This is a genomic window from Variovorax sp. AC194 (assembly GCF_979257995.1).
In genome coordinates this window covers 2,728,827-2,748,951 of the sequence record NZ_OZ409823.1, presented here as the reverse complement: position 1 = coordinate 2,748,951, position 20,125 = coordinate 2,728,827, and the positions used below count along the sequence as shown (strand labels likewise).

Sequence of the window (20,125 nt, the reverse complement as noted above, 5' to 3'; positions counted from 1 at the left end):
CCGCTTTCTTCCGCAACAACAAAACTTCAGTCTATTGAACTCCGCCGCCCCCGCTTCCGGCCGCCTCGTGGCCTATGGCTGCCTGGCCCTGAGCATGTCGCTCGTCGGCGCCTACGTCGCCCTCTCCAAACCCCTTGTCGCGGCCTTCCCGGTGCTGCTGCTCGCATGGCTGCGCTTCGGCATCGCCGCGCTGGCCATGCCCCACTGGCTCAAGCGCGGCGTTGACGAGCCGCCGATGACGGCGCACACGCGCTGGCTCGTCTTTCTCGAATCGTTCCTCGGCAACTTCCTGTTCTCGATCTGCATGCTGTACGGCGTGAGCATGACGAGCGCGGTGTCGGCGGGCGTGATCATGGCGTCGATCCCCGCGGTGGTCGCGGTGGCGAGCTGGCTGTTCCTGCGCGAGCGCATCACGGTGCGCATTGGCGTGGCCATCGCATGCGCCGCGCTCGGCATCGGCCTCCTGGCCCTCAGCCCCGCGCACGCGCCGGCTTCGCCCGACGCGGCGAAGTCGTCGATGCCTTGGCTCGGCAACCTGCTGGTGTTCTGCGCGGTGCTGTGCGAGACCGCCTATGCGGTGATCGGCAAATCGCTCACGGGGCGCCTGGGCCCCAAGCGCATCGCGTCGCTCATCAACCTCTGGGGCTTCGTGCTCTCGATGCCCTTCGGCATATGGTTCGCACTGTCGTTCGACTTCGGCGCGGTGCACGGCGGCATCTGGGTCCTGCTCGCGGTCTACGCACTCGCTGCGAGCATCTGGACGGTGTGGCTCTGGATGACGGGCCTGCGCCATGTTCCCGCCGCGCAGGCCGGTGTTTTCGCGGTGATGCTGCCCGTCAGCGCGGCGCTCGTGGGCGTGCTCGTGCTCGGTGAAAAGCTCTCTTCGCCGCAGTTGCTCGCGTTCGCGATTGCACTCGTGGGCGTGGTGCTCGCGACGTGGCCTGGGCGCCGAACGTGAAAACGAGGCTTCTCCCCTCTGAAAAAACAACAACTCCCAATGAAAAAACCGCTTTTTCCCTTGGAAACGCGTTTTTTCTCCTTTAGCATCCGCATTGCCACTGGAGACGCAAGTTTTTCATTGGTGAATGTTCAACCAAAAAAGGAAATCAACCATGGCAACTGCAAAGAAGGCTCCGGCCAAGAAAGCTCCGGCAAAGAAGGCCGCTCCCGCAAAGAAGGCTGCGGCTCCTGCGAAGAAGGCTGCACCGGCCAAGAAGGCCGCTCCCGCAAAGAAGGCTGCTCCTGCGAAGAAGGCCGCACCGGCGAAGAAGGCTCCTGCAAAGAAGGCCGCTCCCGCCAAGAAGCGCACCCCCAACGCTGCGTTCATGAAGGCCCTGACCCCCAGCCCGGCACTCGCTGCCGTGGTCGGCTCGACGCCTCTGCCGCGCACCGCTGTCGTGAGCAAGCTGTGGGACTACATCAAGAAGAACAACCTTCAAGACAAGGCCAACAAGCGCAACATCAACGCCGACGCAAAGCTGAAGGAAATCTTCGGCAAGGCGCAAGTGTCGATGTTCGAACTGGCCGCGCTGATTGGCAAGCACGTCAAGTAAGCACCCAGGGGCCTCGCGCTCCTGAATCAAAAAGCCGGCTCACGCCGGCTTTTTTTTCGCCTGCGGCAAGGCCATGCCCTCCTCGAAGAAACGTGCCGGCGTGCAGCCGAAATTCTTGCGGAAAGTTTCGATGAACGCGCTCACCGAGCTGTAGCCGACCGTCAGCGCCACCGTCGTCACGGCCTCGCCCAGGCTCAACAGTTCGACGGCCTTCAGCAAACGCGATTGCTGCCGCCATTGCGCAAAACTCAATCCAGTCTCGACAGCGAAGCGGCGCGTGAGCGTCCTGCGCGCCATGCCGATGCGATCGGCCCACTGGTCGATGGTGTCGGGCATCGCGGGATCGTTCGCCAATGCAGTGGCCATCGCGGCCAGTCGCTTGTCCTGCGGCATCGGCAGATGAAGCGACGGCCTCGCGCTCGCGACGAGTTCATCGAGCAGCACGCCCACAAGCCGCGCGCGGCGTTCCTCGAAGGCGCTCGACGATGCATCGAACGATGTCAGCCGATCGATCACCGCCTGCATCAGCGGCGTCGTTGCGAACACATGCGGGCCTTCGGGCAGACCGGCCGCCATCGCCGCATCGATGTGCAGGCTCCAGCCCGCGGTGGCGCCGAAGCTCTGCGCCGCATGCGCGCATCGCGGCGCGATCCAGCCGATCCACCCCGGCGGCTGCACCCAGCGCCCGGCAGGCGTCTCGATGACCTGCAGCCCCTCGCGCAAGGCGAACAGCTGCCCCGTCTCGTGCGCGTGGTAGCCCGTGACGCGCGGCGCCTCGTAGGCATTGATCCAGAGCCTGACCGGCGCGTCAGCCGCCATGCCTGGCCCGCCGGAGGTATCGATTGGCCCCGCGCCGCAAGCCGCGAAGCGCCCTGCTGCCTAGCATCGAGTTCATCTTCACAACGCCGTCAAAGGAACACACATGCAAGCTCAGGACGTACTGCCCGATGGCCAGGATTTCGTCATCAGGAACGGACTCCCCTTGCGCAAGGGCTCGGTCGGCGCCTTCCTCATCAATGCGCAGTTGCTGCAGGACCCGAACGCCAGCGCAGAGGCGAAGCAGGCCGCTGAGCGCGACCTGATCGCACTGCTCCCCGCCCTCGAAGCGCTGGGCCTGTTCGACGTGTTCGAGTTGCGCTCGCCCACGTTGCGCGACGAGGTGGCCCGTCATCGCGCGGCGCTCAGCCCCGCGCCGGCTGCTGCGCCGCACGCCTGATCGACGCCAGCGTCCCGCGCGTGGTGATCACCTCGGGGTCCAGCGGAATCTCGATCAGCGTGCCCGTGTCGGCCGCCAGTGCGCGCAGCAGCGCGGCCTCGAACTGCCCGGTCTCCGTCACGCGTTCGGCCGCGTAACCGTAGGCGCGGGCGAGGCCGCAGAAGTCGGGGTTGCGCAGCGCGGTCCCGCTGGTGCGCGCCGGGTACTCGCGCTCCTGGTGCATGCGGATCGTGCCGAACATGCCGTTGTTGAGCAGCACGACGATGCTCTTGCCGCCATGCTGCGCAGCCGTCGCGAGTTCCTGCCCCGTCATCAGGAAATCGCCGTCGCCCGCGATCGTGAAGGCCACGCGCCCCGTCGCGAGGTTCGCCGCGATGCCGGCCGGCACCCCATAGCCCATCGCACCGCTGGTCGGCGCCAGCTGCGTCTTGTGCCCCTTGGCGAGCCCGTGATAGCGGAAGTAGCGATGCACCCAGCTCGCGAAGTTGCCGGCACCGTTGGTGATGGCCGCATCCGGCGGCAGGTGCTTCTGCAGCAGTGCGACGACCGCAGCCATGTCGACGGGGCCGCGCGGGGTCTCAGTCGGCATGCCGGCCAGCGCCTGCGGCACGAGGTTGGCTTCGTAGTCCGCATGCGCCTGCGCGGTCCATTCTTCCCAGGGCAATGTGGGCGGCGCACTCAGCACCTCGAGGCTGCGCGCTGCGGCGCTCATGCCGGCGTTGATCGCGAGATCGGCCTGGTACACGCGGTTGAGTTCCTCGGCGCTCGCATGGATGTGCACCAGCACCTGCCTGGCCTTCGGCGCCTCGAGCAGCGTGTAGCCGCCCGTCGTCATCTCGCCCAGGCGCGGGCCGATCGCCAGGATCAGGTCCGCGTCCTTCACGCGCTGCGCGAGCTTCGGATTGATCGCGATGCCGACATCGCCCGCATACAGCGGATGGTGGTTGTCGAAGGTGTCCTGGTAGCGGAAGGCGTTGGTCACCGGCAGGCGCCAGTTCTCGGCGAAGCGCTGCAGCGCCTGCGCGGCCTGCGTCGTCCAGCCGCCGCCGCCCGCGATCACCAGCGGCTTGTGCGACTTCAGCAGCAGCTCGCGCAAAGTGCGCAGCGCACCCGGATCGCTCCACGGCTGCACCGCCTCCACGCGCGGCAGCGGCCGCGCTGAAGTCTCCGAACGCAGCATGTCCTCGGGCAGCACCAGCACCACCGGCCCCGGCCGACCGTTCATCGCCGTGGCGAAGGCGCGGGCCACGTACTCCGGAATCCGGTCCGCGTCGTCGATGCGCTCCACGCGCTTGGCGAATCCCTTCGTGCTCGGCCCGAAGAAGCTGCCGTAGTCCACTTCCTGGAAGGCTTCGCGGTCGCGGAAGTCGCTGCCGACATCGCCCACGAACAGCACCATCGGCGTGGAGTCCTGAAAGGCGTTGTGCACGCCGATCGATGCGTTGGTGGCGCCCGGTCCGCGGGTGACGAAGCACACGCCCGGCCGCCCGGTGAGCTTGCCGTGCGCCTCGGCCATGAAGGCCGCGCCGCCCTCCTGCCGGTTCACGACGAAGCGCGCGCGCTCGCCGTAGGCATGAAAGCCGTCGAGCACGGCGAGGAAGCTTTCGCCCGGCACGCCGAACGCGATCTCCATGCCTTGCGCGACGAGGCACTCGACGATCAGGTGGCCTGCGGGTTGTGATGTACTCATGAGAAGTCGAACCTCAGCTGCAATGTCTCCGGCAATTATGTGCGTCTGCTCCTCATGCCTTGCGTTAATTCCCCAAATGGTTAAATTCGCGCCATGAAGGCACCGAAGGATTCCCCGCCAGAGACGCTCGAACCGCGCTCGCGCGATGCCGACCGCTCGCAGCTCGCCATCCTCGCCGCGGCGCGCGAGGAGTTCTCGCAACTGGGCCTGGCCGGCGCGCGCATGGACAGCATCGCGACGCGCGCGGGCCTGAACAAGCGCCTCATCTACTACTACTTCGGCAGCAAGGACGACCTGTTCCTCGCGGTGCTCGAGCGCACCTACGCCGACATCCGCGATGCCGAGCAGCGGCTTCACCTGGACGAGATCGAGCCGGTCGAGGCGATCCGCCAGCTCGTCTCGTTCACCTGGCACTATTACCTCGAACACCCCGAGTTCATCACGCTGCTCAACAGCGAGAACCTGCACCGCGCCGCGCACCTGAAGCGCTCCGAGCGCATCCAGGAAATGAACTCGCCGCTGGTGCAACTGCTCGACACCGTGCTGGAGCGCGGCCGCCGCGAGAACCTGTTCCACGCGGGCGTGGACCCGGTGCAGCTGTACATCTCGATCGCGTCGCTGTGCTACTTCTACCTCTCGAACAATCACACGCTCTCGGCCATCTTCGGCCGTGACCTGCGTGCGCCCAAGGCGATGGCGCAACGCCTCTCGCACATGACCGACCTGGTCCTGGGCTACGTCCTGAAATAGGCTCACCCCCAGGCTTCGCGCACTTCGTGTCGCTACGCCAACCCCCTTCCGGGGGCAACACCTGCGGCCCGGCAAAGCCGGTTCCGCGGTGTTACTGGCCTTGGCTGCGCCAGCTTCAGGCGACGCGCGCGGCGCCGTTCGACCAACCACTGGGCCTCCTTCGGGTATTCACTAGGCGGCGTCGGTTGACGCTGCGGCGCAGCCGTTCCTAAAATCGTTAATTCACTTATTGGTGAATTGATCGATTCAAGACAGCGGCCCGACCGCGCGGAGACAGACACCCATGAAGCGACTCGCACGCACCACTGCCACCACCACCGCATTCGCTGCGCTCACCGCCCTGGCCGCGTTGGTGCCGGGCCTGGCGTCCGCGCAGAACAGCTACCCGACCAAGCCGATCCGCGTGATCGTTCCCTTCGCAGCCGGCAGCACCACCGACATCATTGCGCGCGCCATCGCCGACAAGATGAGCCAGAGCATGGGCCAGACGCTGGTCATCGACAACCGCGGCGGCGCGAGCGGCACCATCGGCCAGCAGGCCGTGGCCACGGCCGCGCCGGACGGCTACACGGTCATGATCCATTCGTCGTCGCACACGGTGAGCCCCTCGACCTTCGCCAAGCTGCCGTTCGACACGGTGGGCGATTTCGCCGGCGTCACGCCGATCTCCTCGCTCCCCAACGCGCTGGTCATCTCGCCCACCAAGAACATCAAGACGCTGCCGCAACTGCTGGCGGCCGCGCGCGCCAAGCCCGGCAGCATGAACTTCGCCTCGGCCGGCCAGGGCAGCGCGACGCACCTGAACGCCGAGAAATTCAAGATGGCCGCGAAGATCGACGCGACCAACATCCCCTTCAAGGGATCGGGCGAAGCGGTGACCGAGGTGCTCTCGGGCCGCGTCGACTACTACTTCTCCCCCATCGCCCCGGTGATCGGCCAGATCAAGGAAGGCCAGCTGCTCGCGCTCGCCGTCGGTTCGCCCAAGCGCGCGGCGGCCTTGCCCGACGTGCCCACCACCACCGAGGCCGGCGTGCCCGGCTCCGAGTTCAACTTCTGGATCGGGATGATGGCGCCCGCCAAGACGCCGCGCGACGTCATCAACCGCCTGCACGACGAAGTGGCGAAGGCGCTGGCCACACCCGAGGTGAAGGAGCGTTTCCTCAAGCTGGGCGCCGATGCCTGGACGCTCAAGCCCGAGCAGTTCGACGCCTACATCAAGGAAGAAATCGCGAGCAACGCGCAGCTCGTGAAGGCCGCGGGCCTGCAGGTCCAGCAGTAACGCACGCACGCGCCGAGAAAGATCCGAGTCGCCCCCATGCTCCGCAAGCTCCTGCTCTCCCCGGCCCTGCGCCCGTTCTTCTTGATCCTGTTGCTGCTGGTGCTGTGGGACCTCGTGATCCGGCTGTTCAAGATTCCCGCGTACCTGATTCCGCCGCCGTGGGAAGTCGTGAAGCAACTCGTGGCCGAATGGCCGCGCCTCCTCAGCGAGAGCTGGAAGACCACGCTCGCCACGCTCGGCGGCTTCGGTCTCACGATCCTCATCGGCATTCCGATCGCAATGGTCATCGCCTACTCGCGGCTGGTCGAGTCGTATGTGTACCCGCTGCTGGTGTTCTCGCAGAGCATCCCGAAGGTGGCGATCGCGCCGCTCTTCGTGGTGTGGTTCGGCTTCGGCATCCTGCCCAAGGTGATCAGCGCGTTCCTGCTGGGCTTCTTCCCCGTGGTGGTGTCCACGGTGATGGGCTTCAAGTCGGTCGAGCCCGACATGCTGGACCTTGCCCGCTCGATGGGCGCGAGCCGCCTGCAGACCTTCTTCAAGATCAGCCTGCCGCAGGCGCTGCCCGCGATCTTCAGCGGCCTGAAGGTCTCGGTCACGCTGGCCGTCGTGGGCGCGGTGGTCGGTGAATTCGTCGGCTCCAACTCGGGCATCGGCTACGTGCTGCAGGTGGCCAACGGCAACTTCGACCTGCCCTTGATGTTCGCCGCGCTCGTGGTGCTCTCGAGCATCGGCGTGGTCCTTTTCGTCGCGGTCGATCTGGTCGAGCGCTTGATGATCCCGTGGCACGCCTCCCAGCGCCACGTGCAATGAGTTCCTTCGTCATACCCAGAAAACTCCCGGAGACAACCGCCATGAAGAAACTGCTTCCCTCGATGCTCGCCGTCGCCGTCACGGCCCTGGCGACCTTCGCCATCGCCCCCGCCCATGCCCAGGCTGAAAAGCCCAAGGACAAGGTCACGCTGATGCTCAACTGGTACCTCTACAGCGAGCACGCGACCTTCTTCCTCGGCAAGGAAAAGGGCTTCTACGCCGAAGAGGGCATCGACCTCGATATCCAGGAAGGCCGCGGCTCCGCCGTCACTGCGCAGGCGGTGGCCGCCAAGTCGGCGACCTTCGGCTACATCGACGTCACCACCATGATCAAGGCCGCCGCCAAGGGCGCGCCGCTCAAGTCCACCGGCGTGCTGTTCCAGGTGAGCCCGATGTCGGTCATGGGCTTCACCGAGAAGAACATCAAGACGCCCAAGGACATCATCGGCAAGACCGTGGCCGTGACGCCCGGCGACTCGATGTCGCAGATGTGGCCGCTCTTCCTCAAGGTCAACGACATCAAGCCCGACCAGGTGAAGATCGTCTCGGGCGACGGCCAGACCAAGCTCAATGCGGTGACCAACGGACAGGCCGACCTCCTCCTGGGCTACGTGATGGACCAGGCCATCAAGCTGCAGGACGCCACCGGCAAGCCCGTGACGCCGATCCGCTTTGCCGACTCGGGCGTGAACCAGATCAGCTCCGGGATCATCACCAACAAGAACCTCCTGACCGAGAACCCCGACCTCGTGAAGCGCTTCATGCGCGCCTCCACCAAGGCCGCCGAAGCCGCCGAGAAGAGCCCCGAGGCCGCCGTGGACGCGATGCTCAAGGCCAACCCGAAGGCCGGCGTGCGCGACACGCTGATCGTGGGCATGAAGCAGAGCGTGGCGCTCTATCACACGAAGGACACGGCGAACCAGCGCCCGTTCCGCGTGGCGATGAAGAACGTGAACGACTCGCTCGACCTCCTGGTGCAGTACGGCGGCATGGACGCCTCCACGCGCGGCAAGCCCGAGGACTACGTCACCCTCGACTTCCTGCCGAACTGATCTTTCATCCGCGCGTTCGCTCGCTTGCAGTTGCCACCTCTCACGCACCCATGTCCCAAGTCAACCTGATCGAAGCGCGCGGCGTCTCGAAGACCTACCAGAGCAAGGACGGCCCGGTCGAGTCGCTCAAGCCCCTGGACTTCGCCATCGAAGAGGGCGAATTCGTCTCCGTCGTCGGCCCCTCGGGCTGCGGCAAGAGCACGCTGCTCAAGATGGTCGCGGGCCTGCTGCCGATCAGCGGCGGCGAGCTCACGCTGGCCGGCAAGCCGATCAAGGGACCGCAGAAGGACGTGGGCATCGTGTTCCAGAGCGCCGTGCTGCTGCCCTGGCGCAGCGTGGAAGACAACATCCTGCTGCAGGCCGAGATGCGCCACCTGCCCAAGGCAGCCGCCAAGGCCCGGGCGCGCGAACTCATGGAGATGGCCGGCCTCAAGGGCTTCGAGGGCAAGTACCCCTGGCAGCTTTCGGGCGGTATGCAGCAACGCGCGTCGATCTGCCGCGCGCTGCTGCACGACCCCTCGGTGCTCTTGATGGACGAGCCCTTCGGCGCGCTCGACGCGATGACGCGCGAGAAGATGAACCTGGAACTGCAGCGCATCTGGATGGCCTCCAAGAAGACCGTGATGCTGATCACGCACAGCATTCCCGAAGCGATCTTTCTCTCGGACCGCGTGATCGTGATGAGCGAGCGCCCCGGCTCGATCGCGGCCGTCTACGACATCGACCTGCCGCGCCCGCGCACGCTCGACATGATGGCCTCGCCCGAGTTCGGCGCGTACACGAAGCTGGTGCGCGCGCATTTCTTCTCGCAGGGCATCCTGGACCACTGAACGCCTGCCATGGACGCGCCCCGCTTTCACATCGAAGAGATCCGCTTTTCCGAGCGCGACGTGACGCTCAGGCTGCCGTTCCGCTTCGGCGCCGCCACCGTCACCGCCTGCCCGCAGGTGTACGTGCGGGCGCGCATCCGCTTCGAGAACGGCGGCACGGCCGAGGGCTGCGCGGCCGAGATGATGGTGCCGAAATGGTTCGACAAGAACCCGGCCCTCAACAACGAGCAGAACTTCGAGCAGTTGCGCTTCGCGCTGCGCGATGCGCGCGACGCGTATGTGGCTGAAGACGACGCGCAGACCGCGTGGACGCACTTCGCCTCGAACTACGCTGCGCTGCAGGCCCGCGCGAAGGCCAAGGGCCTGCAAGCACTCGTGGCCAGCTACGGCCCGGCGCTGATCGACCGCGCCGTGATGGACGCGCTCTGCCTGCACGTCGGCACGAGCTTCGCGAGCGCCATGAGCGCCAACCTCTGCGGCATCGACATTGCGGGCAGTGGGCTCGCCGACGATCTCGCGGGCTTCGACATGCCCGCCTTCCTGGCCAGCCATTCGCCGCAGGCAAGCATCGCGGCACGCCACACCGTCGGCCTGGCCGATGCCATCGACGACAGCGACGCACTGCCCGACGCGCCCGCCGACGGCCTGCCCACCACGCTCGCCGCGGCGGTGAAGCGCTACGGCCTCACCCACTTCAAGCTCAAGCTCTGCGGCAACACCGCGCAAGACATCGACCGGCTCCAGCGCATCGCCCGCGTGATCGACAGCCACGCCCAACTCGTGACGCTCGACGGCAACGAGCAGTACGCCGATGCCGACGACTTCGCCGTCTTCCTCGACCGCATGCTCTCCACGCCCGTGCTGTGGAAGCTCGCGCAGAAGACCGTCTTCGTCGAACAACCGATCCGCCGCGACGCCGCGCTGGAGCGGAGCGTGTCGGCACTGGGCAAGCGCATTCCGCTTCTGATCGACGAATCCGACGCCACGCTCGACGCTTTCGTGCAGGCCCGCGCGCTCGGCTACACGGGCGTATCGAGCAAGAGCTGCAAGGGCTTCTACAAGTCGGTCGTCAACGCGGCGCGCTGCGCGCACTGGAATGCGGCGGAAGACAAGCCGCGCTATTTCCTCTCCGGCGAAGACCTCACGATGCAGGCCGGCATCGGCGTGCAGCAGGACCTCGCGCTCGTCGGGTGGCTGGGCCTCTCGCACGTCGAGCGCAACGGCCACCACTACGTCAACGGCCTCGCGGCCGTGCCCCAGGCCGAGCAGCAGGCGCTTGCCGCGCTGCACCCAGGCCTCTACGAAACCAGCGACGGCGCCGTGCGCCTCGCCATCTGCGGCGGACAGCTCCCCCTGTCGTCGCTTGCCGCCGCGCCCGGCTTTGCCACCGGCATTCCCGGCGCCGGCATCTCGTGGGACGCCATGCGTTCCGTCTACTGAAGCACCCCTCTCGCACCCCTCTCGAATCTCAAGGAAGAAAACGATGGCCACCCAACGTCTCGGAATCATCATGCACGGCGTCACCGGCCGCATGGGCATGAACCAGCACCTGATCCGCTCGATCTGCGCGATCCGCGCGCAAGGCGGCGTCACGCTGTCGAACGGCGACAAGGTCATGCCCGATCCCATCCTCATCGGCCGCAACGCCGAGAAGATGGAAGCGCTCGCCAAGGCCCACAACATCGCGCGCTGGGGCACCGACCTGGACAAGGCGCTGGAGAACAAGGACGACACGATCTTCTTCGACGCCGGCACCACGCAGATGCGCCCCACGCTGCTGGCCAAGGCGATTCGCGCCGGCAAGCACGTGTACTGCGAGAAGCCGATCGCGACCAACCTGAACGAAGCCGTGGAAGTCGCGCGCCTGGCCGAAGGCTCGGGCCTCAAGCACGGCGCCGTGCAGGACAAGCTGTTTCTCCCCGGCCTGCGCAAGCTGGACATGCTGCGCCGCGCCGGCTTCTTCGGCCGCATGCTCAGCGTGCGCCTGGAGTTCGGCTACTGGGTGTTCGAGGGCGACCTGCAGCCCATCCAGCGCCCGAGCTGGAACTACCGCAAGGAAGACGGCGGCGGCATGATCCTGGACATGATGTGCCACTGGCGCTACGTGCTGGACAACCTGTTCGGCGAAGTGAAGTCGGTCTCGTGCATCGGTGCCACGCACATCCCCAAGCGCTGGGACGAAGCCGGCAAGCCGTACGAAGCCACCGCCGACGACGCGGCCTACGCCACCTGCGAACTCACTGGCCACAACGGCGAGCCGGTGATCGCGCAGATCAACATGAGCTGGGTGACGCGCGTGCGCCGTGACGACCTGGTGACCTTCCACGTCGACGGCACCGACGGCTCGGCCGTGGCCGGTCTTTCCAGCTGCCGCGCCCAATCGCGCGTCGCCACGCCGCGCCCGGTGTGGAACCCCGACGAGAAGCAGATGATGAATTTCTTCGACCAGTGGCAGGAGATTCCGGACTCGCAGGTCTACGACAACGGCTTCAAGATCCAGTGGGAGCATTTCATTCGCCACGTGGTGGAGAACGAGCCCTACAAGTGGACGCTGCCCGAAGGCGCCAAGGGCGTGCAGCTGGTCGAGGCTGCGCTCGAATCGTGGAAGGACCGCCGCTGGGTCGATGTGCCTGCGCTGAAGGTCTGAAGAAGAAGCTGCCATGGCCCTCTCGCTGACCCTCCCCACCGCGAACGGCACGCTCGCGCCCTACGCCCTGCGCGGCACCGCGCCGGTCAAGCCCGATGCGGGCGTGAAGTTCAACCGCATCGCCTACTCGGCCGCGCACGTCGTGGCAGACCCGCTCGCGGCCCTCGACCCGTGGCTGCAGGCCGCGGTCGACTGGGACACCACCATCGCCTACCGCCGCCACCTGTTCTCGCTCGGCCTGGGCGTGGCCGAGGCGATGGACACCGCGCAGCGCGGCATGGGCCTGGACTGGCCCACGTCGCTCGAGCTGATTCGCCGCTCGCTCGATGCGGCGAAAGACGTGCCGGGGGCGCTCGTCGCTTCAGGCTGCGGCACCGACCACCTGAACATCGACGAAGTGAAGAGCGTCGACGACGTGATCCGCGGCTACGAGGAGCAGATGGCCGCCATCGAGGCGCTCGGCGGCAAGCTGATCGTGATGGCCAGCCGCGCGCTCGCCCGCGTGGCGAAGAGCCCCGCCGACTACGAGCGCGTGTACGACCGTATCCTGAGCCAGGCGAAGCAGCCGGTCGTGCTGCATTGGCTCGGCGACATGTTCGACCCGGCGCTCGCCGGCTACTGGGGCACGAAGGATGTGGATGCGGCGATGGACACGGCCGTGGGCATCATCGCGGCGCATCCGGACAAGGTCGACGGCATCAAGATTTCCTTGCTCGACAAGGACAAGGAAATCGCCATGCGCCGCCGACTTCCCAAGGGCGTGCGCATGTACACCGGCGACGACTTCAACTACGCCGAGCTGATCGCCGGCGACGGCTTCGGCGACGAGCCCACGCACGGCAAGAGCGATGCGCTGCTGGGCATCTTCGACGCCATCGCGCCCGCAGCGAGCGCGGCGCTGGGTGCGCTCGCACAGGGCAACACCGAGAAGTTCCACGCGATCCTCGGCCCCACGGTGCCGCTGTCGCGCCACATCTTCGCGGCGCCCACGCGCTTCTACAAGACGGGCGTGGTGTTCATGGCCTGGCTCAACGGCCACCAGAAGCACTTCACGATGGTGGGCGGCCAGCAGAGCACGCGCTCGCTGCAGCACTTCGCCGAACTGTTCCGCTTGGCCGATGCGGCCAACCTGCTGGAGCAGCCGGAGCTGGCGGTGCGCCGCATGAAGACTCTGTTGGCCCTGCACGGCATGGAAGGTTGAACGGACCCATGCGCGATTTCTCGCAGAACCACGACTGGCTCTCGATCAACACCGCGACCGTGCGCAAGCAATCGGGCGCCGAGGTGCCGCTGGACCGCATCATCGACCAGTGCGCCGAGCGCGGCATCCGCGCGATCAGCCCGTGGCGCGATCAGGTCGCGGCCGTCGGGCTCGACAAGATCGCCAGGCAATTGAAGGCGCATGGCATCGGCCTTTCGGGCTACTGCCGCGGCGGCTTCTTTCCCGCGCCCGACGCGGCGGGCCTGAAGGCCGCGCTGGACGACAACCGCCGCGCCATCGACGAGGCGAAGACGCTCGATGCGCCCTGCCTCGTGCTGGTCGTCGGCGCCCTGCCCGGCGCGCTCGACGGCAAGGCCGCGTACAAGGACATCGCCCGTGCGCGCAGCGAAGTGCGCGACGGCATCGCCGCATCGCTGGACTACGCCCGCGAAGTCGGCATGCCGCTCGCCATCGAGCCCCTGCACCCGATGCAGGCGGCCGACCGCGCCTGTATCAACACGCTCGAGCACGCGCTCGACCTCTGCGACGAACTCGACGCGGGCAAGAGCGGCATGCTGGGAGTGGCGCTGGACATCTACCACGTCTGGTGGGACCCGAAGCTGCAGCAGCAGATCGCCCGCGCAGGCCGCGAGCGCCTCCTGGCCTACCACGTCTGCGACTGGCTCACGCCCACGCGCGACCTTCTCTCGGACCGCGGGATGATGGGCGACGGCGTGGTCGAACTCAAGAAGATCCGCGGCTGGGTCGAGGACGCGGGCTTCGCGGGCTTCAGCGAGGTAGAGATCTTCTCGAACCTCGATTGGTGGCAGCGGCCCGGGAGCGAAACGCTGGACGTTTGCATCGAGCGACATCGCAGCGCGGTCTGATGCATTGCGCCGAAGCGAAGCGCAGCCGCTTGTGCTGCAATTCGCCCCATGGCTGACCCGACCCTCGACGACCTGCGCCGCTATGCGGTGGCGCGCACCCTCTTCAAGCCCACCACCCTCCCCGGCGCGATCCGTCAGCTCGGCTTCGTGCAGGCCGATCCGATCCGCGCACCCGCACGCGCGCAGGACCTGACCTTGCGCCATCGCGTGAAGGACTACCGCGCGGGCGATCTCGAAAGCCGCTACACGCGCCTGGCGATCGAGGAGGACTGCCTCGTCAACTACGGCTTCCTGCCGCGCGAGCACCTCGCGCTCATGCATCCGCGCGAAGCCAAGCAGGCTTGGGACGCCGCGACGCGGCGCAAGGCCGCCGACGTGCTGGCCTATGTGCGCGAGCACGGGCCGGTGCATCCGCGCCAGGTCGAGCAGCACTTCGCGCACGGCCGCATCCAGAACTACTGGGGCGGCTCGAGCAACGCGACCACGCACCTGCTGGACGGCATGCACTACCGCGGCATGCTGCGCGTGGTGCGGCGCGACAGCGGCACGCGGGTCTATGAAGCGGTGACGCACATGCCCGCCGACGACAGCCCTGCCGGCCGCGCGCAACGCGCCGCCGCGCTCATCGCGCTGATCGTGCGCAAGTACGCGCCGCTGCCGGCAGCGAGCCTCACTTACCTCGTGCGACTGCTCGGCTACGGCGCGCCGCACCTCGCGGCGCAGACGCAGGCGGCGCTGCGCCTGGCGCGTGAAGAGCTCGCGAGCTGCCGCATCGACGGCACCACCTGGTACTGGCCCGCGAGCGAGAACCCGGCCTCCAGACGCCATGCGCCGGATGACGCGGTGCGCCTGCTCGCGCCCTTCGATCCGGTCGTGTGGGACCGCCGCCGCTTCGAGCTGCTGTGGGGCTGGACGTACAAGTTCGAGGCCTACACGCCCGCACCGAAGCGCCAGTTCGGCTACTACGCGCTGCCGCTCTTGTGGCACGACCGCGTGATCGGCTGGGCCAACGTGACCGCCCCCGAAGGCCGGCTGCAACCGGCCTTCGGCTACGCCGGCAGGAAGCCGCGCGACGCGGCGTTCCGCGCGGCGCTCGACGACGAGCTGCACCGCATGACGCAGTTCCTCGCGGGGCGTGCGTTGCCGATCAAATAAATCCCCGCGCGGCCCAAGGTCTGGCGCGCGGGCGACAACCGGGACCGGGAGGCGCTCCTAGAATCGCGCCGTCGTCCGGTTCGCCGGGCGGCAAGCGTTCTCAGGGCGGGGTGCAATTCCCCACCGGCGGTGATGGCGACCGAAAGGTTGCACAAGCCCGCGAGCGCCCGAGGCCTGTGCAAGCAGGCCGAGGGGTCAGCAGATTTCGGTGCGATTCCGAAGCCGACGGTCACAGTCCGGATGAAAGAGAGCGCGAAATGCGGGCACGCCCGCGCGCTCTCGCATGAGCGCGCGGTGTGCCTTGCGGTTTCGTGCGCCCTGATTCAGGAAACCTGCTTTTCAGAGGCACACCATGAGTCAGATCAACGACCTTCCCCTCTCCGCCATCACCGCGTCGAATTCGTCGCGCGGCGAGCGCATCGCTTTCGTCGAGGCGCAGTGGCATTCCGACATCGTCCACCAGGCACGCGACGCCTTCCTCGAAGAGATGGCGCGCCTGGGCGTGGCGCGCGAGCTCATCGACATCTTCGATGTGCCCGGCGCGTTCGAGATCCCGCTGCACGCCAAGCGCCTCGCGAACTCGGGCAAGTACGCGGCCATCATCGGCTGCGCGCTGGTGGTCGATGGCGGCATCTACCGCCACGAGTTCGTCGCGAACACGGTGGTGAGCACGTTGATGCAGCTTCAACTCGAGACCGACGTGCCGATCTTCTCGGCCGTGCTCACGCCGCACCACTTCCACGAGCATGTGGAGCACCGCAAGTACTTCCATCGCCATTTCGCGATCAAGGGCACTGAAGTGGCCGAGGCCTGCTTCAAGACGCTCGAGGCGCTCAAGCAGGTGGACGCGGCACTGGCCGCGTGACAACGGGCCCCCGTCCGCAGTAATCTGCGCGGATGGCCTCTCCATCCGCCACCAGAGATCGCTACACCCTCTACGGCGCGCCCGGCTCGGGCGCCACGCCGGTCCATGCGGCGCTGACGCTGATCGGCGCGGAAGTCGAGACCATCGACGTCGCCACCTGGGAGGGCGATGCCGAGCGCGAACGCATGGCGAGCGTCAACCCGATGCGCCAGGTGCCCGCGCTCGTGCTGCCTTCCGGCGAAGTGATGACCGAGAGCGCGGCCATCCTCATCTGGCTCGGCGACCGCTACCCCGAAGCGGGCCTGTGCCCCGCGCCCGGCGATCCGCTGCGCGCGCGCTACCTGCGCTGGATGGTCTATCTGCCCGCGGCCATCTATTCGCTCTTCTGGGTGCGCGACGATCCCACGCGCCTCACGCCCGACCCCGCGGCGCAGGCCGTGATGCTCGAGCGCACGGCCGAGCGCATCGCGCACTGCTGGCACCTGATGGACACGCAGATCGACGAGCCCGCGCCTTATCTCCTCGGCGAGAAGATCAGCATGCTCGACCTGTACGTGACGGTGATGTCACGTTGGACGCCGCAGCGCCGGCGCTTCTACCGCGTGGCGCCGCGCATGGCGCGCGTGGTGAGGCGCGTGGACGCCGATCCGCGCCTGGCTGACTTCTGGGCCGCGCGCTTTCCGTTCTCGATGGACGAGCACGTCGAAAAGAATTGACGCCCGCCCTTCCGATAATCGATGCCATGACAGCACGCACCCCCACCACCGATTACCCGATGACGATCTACCACAAGCCCAACTGCAGCACGTCGCGCAACGTGCTGGGCTTGATCCGCGAAAGCGGCGTGGAGCCGACGATCGTGCTGTACCTGGAGACGCCGCCTTCGAAGAAGAAGCTGCGCGAGCTCGCCAAGGCCATGGGCATGACGGCACGCGACCTGCTGCGTACGAAGGAAGCGCCGTACGAAGAACTGCAGCTGGCCGACTCGAAGTGGACCGACGACCAGTTGTTCGACGCGATCGTGGAGCACCCAATCCTCTTGCAGCGCCCCATCGTCGTCTCGCCGCGCGGCACGTTGATGTGCCGGCCCTGGGAACGAGTGCGCGAGATCCTGCCGGCCTAGAGCGGCTGGTCCGCGGCCTGCTGCGCCAAGGCCCACGCGACATGCTCGCGCACGAGTTCGCTCGGGTGCTCGGCGCGCGTCGCCAGCGCTTCCCTCGCGCCGACCTCGCCTGACCGCACCGCATTGCCCAGTGCCACCGCGATGTTGCGCAGCCACCGCTCGTGCCCGATGCGCCGTATCGGGCTGCCCTCGGTGCGGCGCAGGAATTCGTCCTCGGTCCAAGCGAACAGCTCGGCGAGCGTGCGTCCCGTGAGGCCTTCGCGGGCGTCGAAATCGGGCAGCGCGCTTTTCTTGGCGAACTTGTTCCACGGGCAGATCAGCTGGCAGTCGTCGCAGCCGTAGATGCGGTTGGCCATCAGCGGCCGCAGTTCCTCCGGAATCGGGCCGCCGTGCTCGATGGTGAGGTACGAGATGCAGCGCCGCGCATCGAGCCGCCGCGGCGCGACGATGGCCTGCGTCGGGCACACGTCGATGCAGGCGCTGCAGCTGCCGCAGTGCGCGGTGACAGGTTCGCTCTCGGGCAGCGCCATGTCCACGTAGATTTCGCCGAGGAAGAACATCGAGCCCGCCTCGCGGTCCAGCACCAGCGTGTGCTTGCCGCGCCAGCCCTGACCGCTGCGCGAGGCGAGTTCGGCCTCGAGCACGGGCGCCGAATCGGTGAACGCGCGATGGCCGAAGGGGCCGACCTCTTCAGCGATCTTCTCGGCCAGTTTCGCGAGCCGGTTGCGCAGCACCTTGTGATAGTCGCGGCCCCGCGCGTAAACCGACACGATGGCCTCGCCGGGCCGCGCGAGGCGGTCGAACTCGACGGCCTGCCAGTCGGCGGACGTGTCGCGCGGCAGGTAGTCCATGCGCGCGGTGATCACGCTCACCGTGCCCGGCACCAGCTCCGCGGGGCGCGCGCGGCGCGTGCCGTGCGTTGCCATGTATTGCATCTCGCCATGGAACCCATGGGCCAGCCATTGCATCAGACCGTGCTCGGCGCTCGATAAATCGACGCCCGCGATTCCGATTTGGGAGAATCCGAGTTCCCGGGCCAAAGCCTGAATACGAACAACGAGTGGATGGCTGACGATCACTTGCCGATTGTAGAAACGCCCAAGGGCATCCCCCGCACCCGCGTCTTGCGCTGGGGCAGCGAAGCCGACACCGACACCTTCGCGCGATCGCTCGCCGCCTCGCCCGCCTTGCGCGATGCCTTCATCGCGCTCGAGGGCGACCTGGGCGCCGGCAAGACCACCTTCGTGCGCCACCTGCTGCGCGCGCTCGGGATCGAGGGCCGCATCAAGAGCCCCACCTATGCCGTGGTCGAGCCCCATGAAGCGCCCGACGGCTTGGCCATCTTCCATTTCGACTTCTATCGCTTCGCCGACCCGCGCGAATGGGACGACGCCGGTTTCCGCGACATCTTCGCGGGCCCAGGCCTCAAGCTGGCCGAGTGGCCGCAGAACGCCGCGGGCCGCACTCCACCTGCCGACCTAGCTATTAAAATCGAAGCAATGACCGACGACACACGCAGCGTGACCCTCCTGGCGAACACCCCTCGCGGCAGCGACCTGCTGGCGCGCATCGACGCATGAAGGCGGGCGGACTGAAACGGCGCGTGCTGCTGCAGGGCGGCAGCATCGCGCTGATGCTGGGCGTGCACCAGATCGCACGCGGCGCCACCATCCTCGCGGTACGCGTCTGGCCCGCGGCCGACTACACGCGGGTGACCATCGAGTCCGATGCGCGGCTCACCTCGCAGCAGCTCGTGGTGGGCAGTCCGCCGCGGCTGGCCGTCGACATCGAGGGCATCGAGCTCAACAGCGAACTGCGCGAACTGGTCGGCAAGATCAAGCCGGGCGATCCGTACATCAACGGCCTGCGCGTCGGGCAGAACGCGCCGACGGTCGTGCGCATCGTGTTCGACCTCAAGCAGACGGTGCGCCCGCAGGTCTTCTCGCTCGCGCCCGTGGCCGCCTACAAGCACCGGCTGGTGCTGGACCTCTATCCCGAGCAGGCCATCGACCCGATGGAAGCGCTGATCGCCGAGCGGCTGCGCGATTCGCCCAGCCCGGGCACCGGCATCAACAACAACGGCTCGGCGGTGGCGGGCATTGCGCCTTCACCCTCGCCGGTGCCCGGTGCTGCGCCTGCACCGGTGCGCCCGGCGATGCCCGCCGTCGATCCGCTGGGCGATCTCATGGCGCAGCAATCGATGCGGCCCGGGCCCGCAGCGCCAGCGCCGCCCGTGCTCGTGGCGCCGCCGCCGCTGCCGCCCGTGGTGGGCACCGCGCCCGTGAGACCCGTCTCGCCCCCCGTCGCGGCCGCGCGAGGCGGCGCCACGGCGAGCCGCACCGACCGCATCATCATCGTGGCGCTCGACCCCGGCCACGGCGGCGAAGACCCGGGCGCCACCGGCCCGAGCGGCACGCGCGAGAAAGACATCGTGCTGCAGGTCGCGTTTCGCCTTCGCGACCGCATCAACGCGGGCAGCGTCAACGGCAATCCGATGCGCGCCTTTCTCACGCGCGATGCCGACTTCTTCGTGCCGCTGGGCGTGCGCGTGCAAAAGGCGCGGCGCGTGCAGGCCGACCTGTTCGTGAGCATCCACGCCGATGCGTTCACCACGCCCGCCGCGCGCGGCGCGAGCGTGTTCGCGCTGAGCCAGAGCGGCGCATCGAGCAGCGCGGCGCGATGGCTCGCCAACAAGGAGAACGACGCCGACAAGGTCGGCGGCGTGAACGTGGGCAACCACGAGGCGCAGGTGCAGCGCGCGCTGCTGGACATGAGCACGACCGCGCAGATCAACGACAGCATGAAGCTCGGCGGCGCGATGCTCGGCGAGATCAAGGGCATCGGCGCGCGGCTGCACAAGGGCCAGGTCGAGCAGGCCGGCTTCGCGGTGCTGAAGGCGCCCGACATCCCGAGCGTGCTGGTGGAGACGGCCTTCATCAGCAACCCCGAGGAAGAAGCGAACCTGCGCCGCGTCGACTACCAGGAGAGCCTGGCCGATGCGCTCATGCGCGGTATCCAGCGCTACTTCGCGCAGAACCCGCCGCTCGCGCGCAGCCGGCAGCTCTGA

At 67.5% G+C, this 20,125-nt stretch carries 21 protein-coding genes and 1 riboswitch; of the genes, 18 read left to right on the top strand and 3 right to left on the bottom strand.

Features of this window, described 5'->3' with window-relative positions; translation table 11 throughout:
• Positions 1 to 34 precede the first annotated feature (34 nt).
• Complete coding sequence (locus ACZYRS_RS13145) at positions 35 to 958, top strand: DMT family transporter (protein ID WP_463419623.1); 924 nt, start codon at positions 35 to 37, stop codon at positions 956 to 958.
• Between the two features lie 154 nt (positions 959 to 1,112).
• On the top strand, positions 1,113 to 1,553 hold the full coding sequence (locus tag ACZYRS_RS13140) for an SWIB/MDM2 domain-containing protein (RefSeq protein WP_176656515.1): 441 nt from the start codon (positions 1,113 to 1,115) through the stop codon (positions 1,551 to 1,553).
• A gap of 39 nt (positions 1,554 to 1,592) precedes the next feature.
• Here ACZYRS_RS13140 and ACZYRS_RS13135 read toward each other — a convergent pair whose 3' ends face one another.
• Positions 1,593 to 2,372 carry a helix-turn-helix domain-containing protein gene (locus ACZYRS_RS13135; RefSeq protein WP_463419622.1) on the bottom strand — a complete coding sequence of 260 codons (780 nt, stop codon included), beginning with the start codon at positions 2,370 to 2,372 and terminating at the stop codon, positions 1,593 to 1,595.
• 103 nt (positions 2,373 to 2,475) lie between these two features.
• Here ACZYRS_RS13135 and ACZYRS_RS13130 point away from each other — a divergent pair, with 103 nt between their 5' ends.
• Positions 2,476 to 2,769 carry a hypothetical protein gene (locus ACZYRS_RS13130; protein WP_463419621.1) on the top strand — a complete coding sequence of 98 codons (294 nt, stop codon included), beginning with the start codon at positions 2,476 to 2,478 and terminating at the stop codon, positions 2,767 to 2,769.
• On the opposite strand, the gene ACZYRS_RS13125 is transcribed toward ACZYRS_RS13130, so the two are convergent.
• Entirely contained in the window at positions 2,735 to 4,459 is a 1,725-nt protein-coding gene (locus ACZYRS_RS13125) for a thiamine pyrophosphate-binding protein (protein ID WP_463419620.1), read from the bottom strand. The genes ACZYRS_RS13130 and ACZYRS_RS13125 overlap by 35 nt on opposite strands.
• A 93-nt stretch (positions 4,460 to 4,552) precedes the next feature.
• Here ACZYRS_RS13125 and ACZYRS_RS13120 point away from each other — a divergent pair, with 93 nt between their 5' ends.
• The 13 genes from ACZYRS_RS13120 to arsC all read left to right on the top strand — a co-directional run bounded on the left by ACZYRS_RS13120 (position 4,553) and on the right by arsC (position 17,058).
• On the top strand, positions 4,553 to 5,209 hold the full coding sequence (locus ACZYRS_RS13120) for a TetR/AcrR family transcriptional regulator (RefSeq protein ID WP_198784738.1): 657 nt from the start codon (positions 4,553 to 4,555) through the stop codon (positions 5,207 to 5,209).
• 283 nt (positions 5,210 to 5,492) lie between these two features.
• Complete coding sequence (locus ACZYRS_RS13115) at positions 5,493 to 6,488, top strand: tripartite tricarboxylate transporter substrate binding protein (RefSeq protein ID WP_463419619.1); 996 nt, start codon at positions 5,493 to 5,495, stop codon at positions 6,486 to 6,488.
• Between the two features lie 36 nt (positions 6,489 to 6,524).
• Complete coding sequence (locus ACZYRS_RS13110) at positions 6,525 to 7,298, top strand: ABC transporter permease (protein ID WP_463419618.1); 774 nt, start codon at positions 6,525 to 6,527, stop codon at positions 7,296 to 7,298.
• A 41-nt stretch (positions 7,299 to 7,339) separates the two neighbouring features.
• The gene (locus ACZYRS_RS13105; protein WP_198784741.1) at positions 7,340 to 8,350 is read left to right on the top strand and encodes an ABC transporter substrate-binding protein; all 1,011 of its coding nucleotides are present in this window, start codon (positions 7,340 to 7,342) and stop codon (positions 8,348 to 8,350) included.
• 50 nt (positions 8,351 to 8,400) lie between these two features.
• Positions 8,401 to 9,180: an ABC transporter ATP-binding protein gene (locus tag ACZYRS_RS13100; RefSeq protein WP_463419617.1), complete on the top strand. Its 780-nt coding sequence runs from the start codon at positions 8,401 to 8,403 to the stop codon at positions 9,178 to 9,180.
• Between the two features lie 9 nt (positions 9,181 to 9,189).
• Positions 9,190 to 10,620 carry an enolase C-terminal domain-like protein gene (locus ACZYRS_RS13095; protein WP_463419616.1) on the top strand — a complete coding sequence of 477 codons (1,431 nt, stop codon included), beginning with the start codon at positions 9,190 to 9,192 and terminating at the stop codon, positions 10,618 to 10,620.
• A gap of 43 nt (positions 10,621 to 10,663) precedes the next feature.
• Positions 10,664 to 11,827 (top strand): Gfo/Idh/MocA family protein, encoded by a 1,164-nt coding sequence (locus ACZYRS_RS13090; RefSeq protein WP_198784744.1) that lies wholly within the window; start codon positions 10,664 to 10,666, stop codon positions 11,825 to 11,827.
• A 13-nt stretch (positions 11,828 to 11,840) separates the two neighbouring features.
• Complete coding sequence (locus ACZYRS_RS13085; protein ID WP_463419615.1) at positions 11,841 to 13,028, top strand: dihydrodipicolinate synthase family protein; 1,188 nt, start codon at positions 11,841 to 11,843, stop codon at positions 13,026 to 13,028.
• 8 nt (positions 13,029 to 13,036) lie between these two features.
• Positions 13,037 to 13,915, top strand: a complete 879-nt coding sequence (locus ACZYRS_RS13080; protein WP_463419614.1) for a sugar phosphate isomerase/epimerase family protein — start codon at positions 13,037 to 13,039, stop codon at positions 13,913 to 13,915.
• Between the two features lie 48 nt (positions 13,916 to 13,963).
• On the top strand, positions 13,964 to 15,070 hold the full coding sequence (locus tag ACZYRS_RS13075; protein ID WP_463419613.1) for a DNA glycosylase AlkZ-like family protein: 1,107 nt from the start codon (positions 13,964 to 13,966) through the stop codon (positions 15,068 to 15,070).
• A gap of 92 nt (positions 15,071 to 15,162) precedes the next feature.
• Positions 15,163 to 15,326, top strand: a riboswitch (FMN riboswitch).
• 96 nt (positions 15,327 to 15,422) lie between these two features.
• On the top strand, positions 15,423 to 15,935 hold the full coding sequence (locus ACZYRS_RS13070) for a 6,7-dimethyl-8-ribityllumazine synthase (protein ID WP_463419612.1): 513 nt from the start codon (positions 15,423 to 15,425) through the stop codon (positions 15,933 to 15,935).
• Between the two features lie 32 nt (positions 15,936 to 15,967).
• A complete protein-coding gene (locus ACZYRS_RS13065; protein WP_463419611.1) occupies positions 15,968 to 16,651 on the top strand; it encodes a glutathione S-transferase family protein in 684 nt (227 codons plus the stop codon).
• 26 nt (positions 16,652 to 16,677) lie between these two features.
• Positions 16,678 to 17,058, top strand: a complete 381-nt coding sequence (gene arsC, locus ACZYRS_RS13060) for an arsenate reductase (glutaredoxin) (RefSeq protein ID WP_463419610.1) — start codon at positions 16,678 to 16,680, stop codon at positions 17,056 to 17,058.
• Here arsC and queG read toward each other — a convergent pair.
• A complete protein-coding gene (gene queG, locus ACZYRS_RS13055; RefSeq protein WP_463419609.1) occupies positions 17,055 to 18,137 on the bottom strand; it encodes a tRNA epoxyqueuosine(34) reductase QueG in 1,083 nt (360 codons plus the stop codon). The genes arsC and queG overlap by 4 nt on opposite strands.
• On the opposite strand from queG, the gene tsaE reads away from it, so the two are divergent.
• Together tsaE and ACZYRS_RS13045 are read left to right on the top strand one after the other, a co-directional pair.
• On the top strand, positions 18,123 to 18,638 hold the full coding sequence (gene tsaE, locus ACZYRS_RS13050; protein WP_463419608.1) for a tRNA (adenosine(37)-N6)-threonylcarbamoyltransferase complex ATPase subunit type 1 TsaE: 516 nt from the start codon (positions 18,123 to 18,125) through the stop codon (positions 18,636 to 18,638). The genes queG and tsaE overlap by 15 nt on opposite strands.
• Positions 18,635 to 20,125: an N-acetylmuramoyl-L-alanine amidase gene (locus ACZYRS_RS13045; protein WP_463419607.1), complete on the top strand. Its 1,491-nt coding sequence runs from the start codon at positions 18,635 to 18,637 to the stop codon at positions 20,123 to 20,125. Before tsaE ends, ACZYRS_RS13045 begins: the two co-directional genes overlap by 4 nt.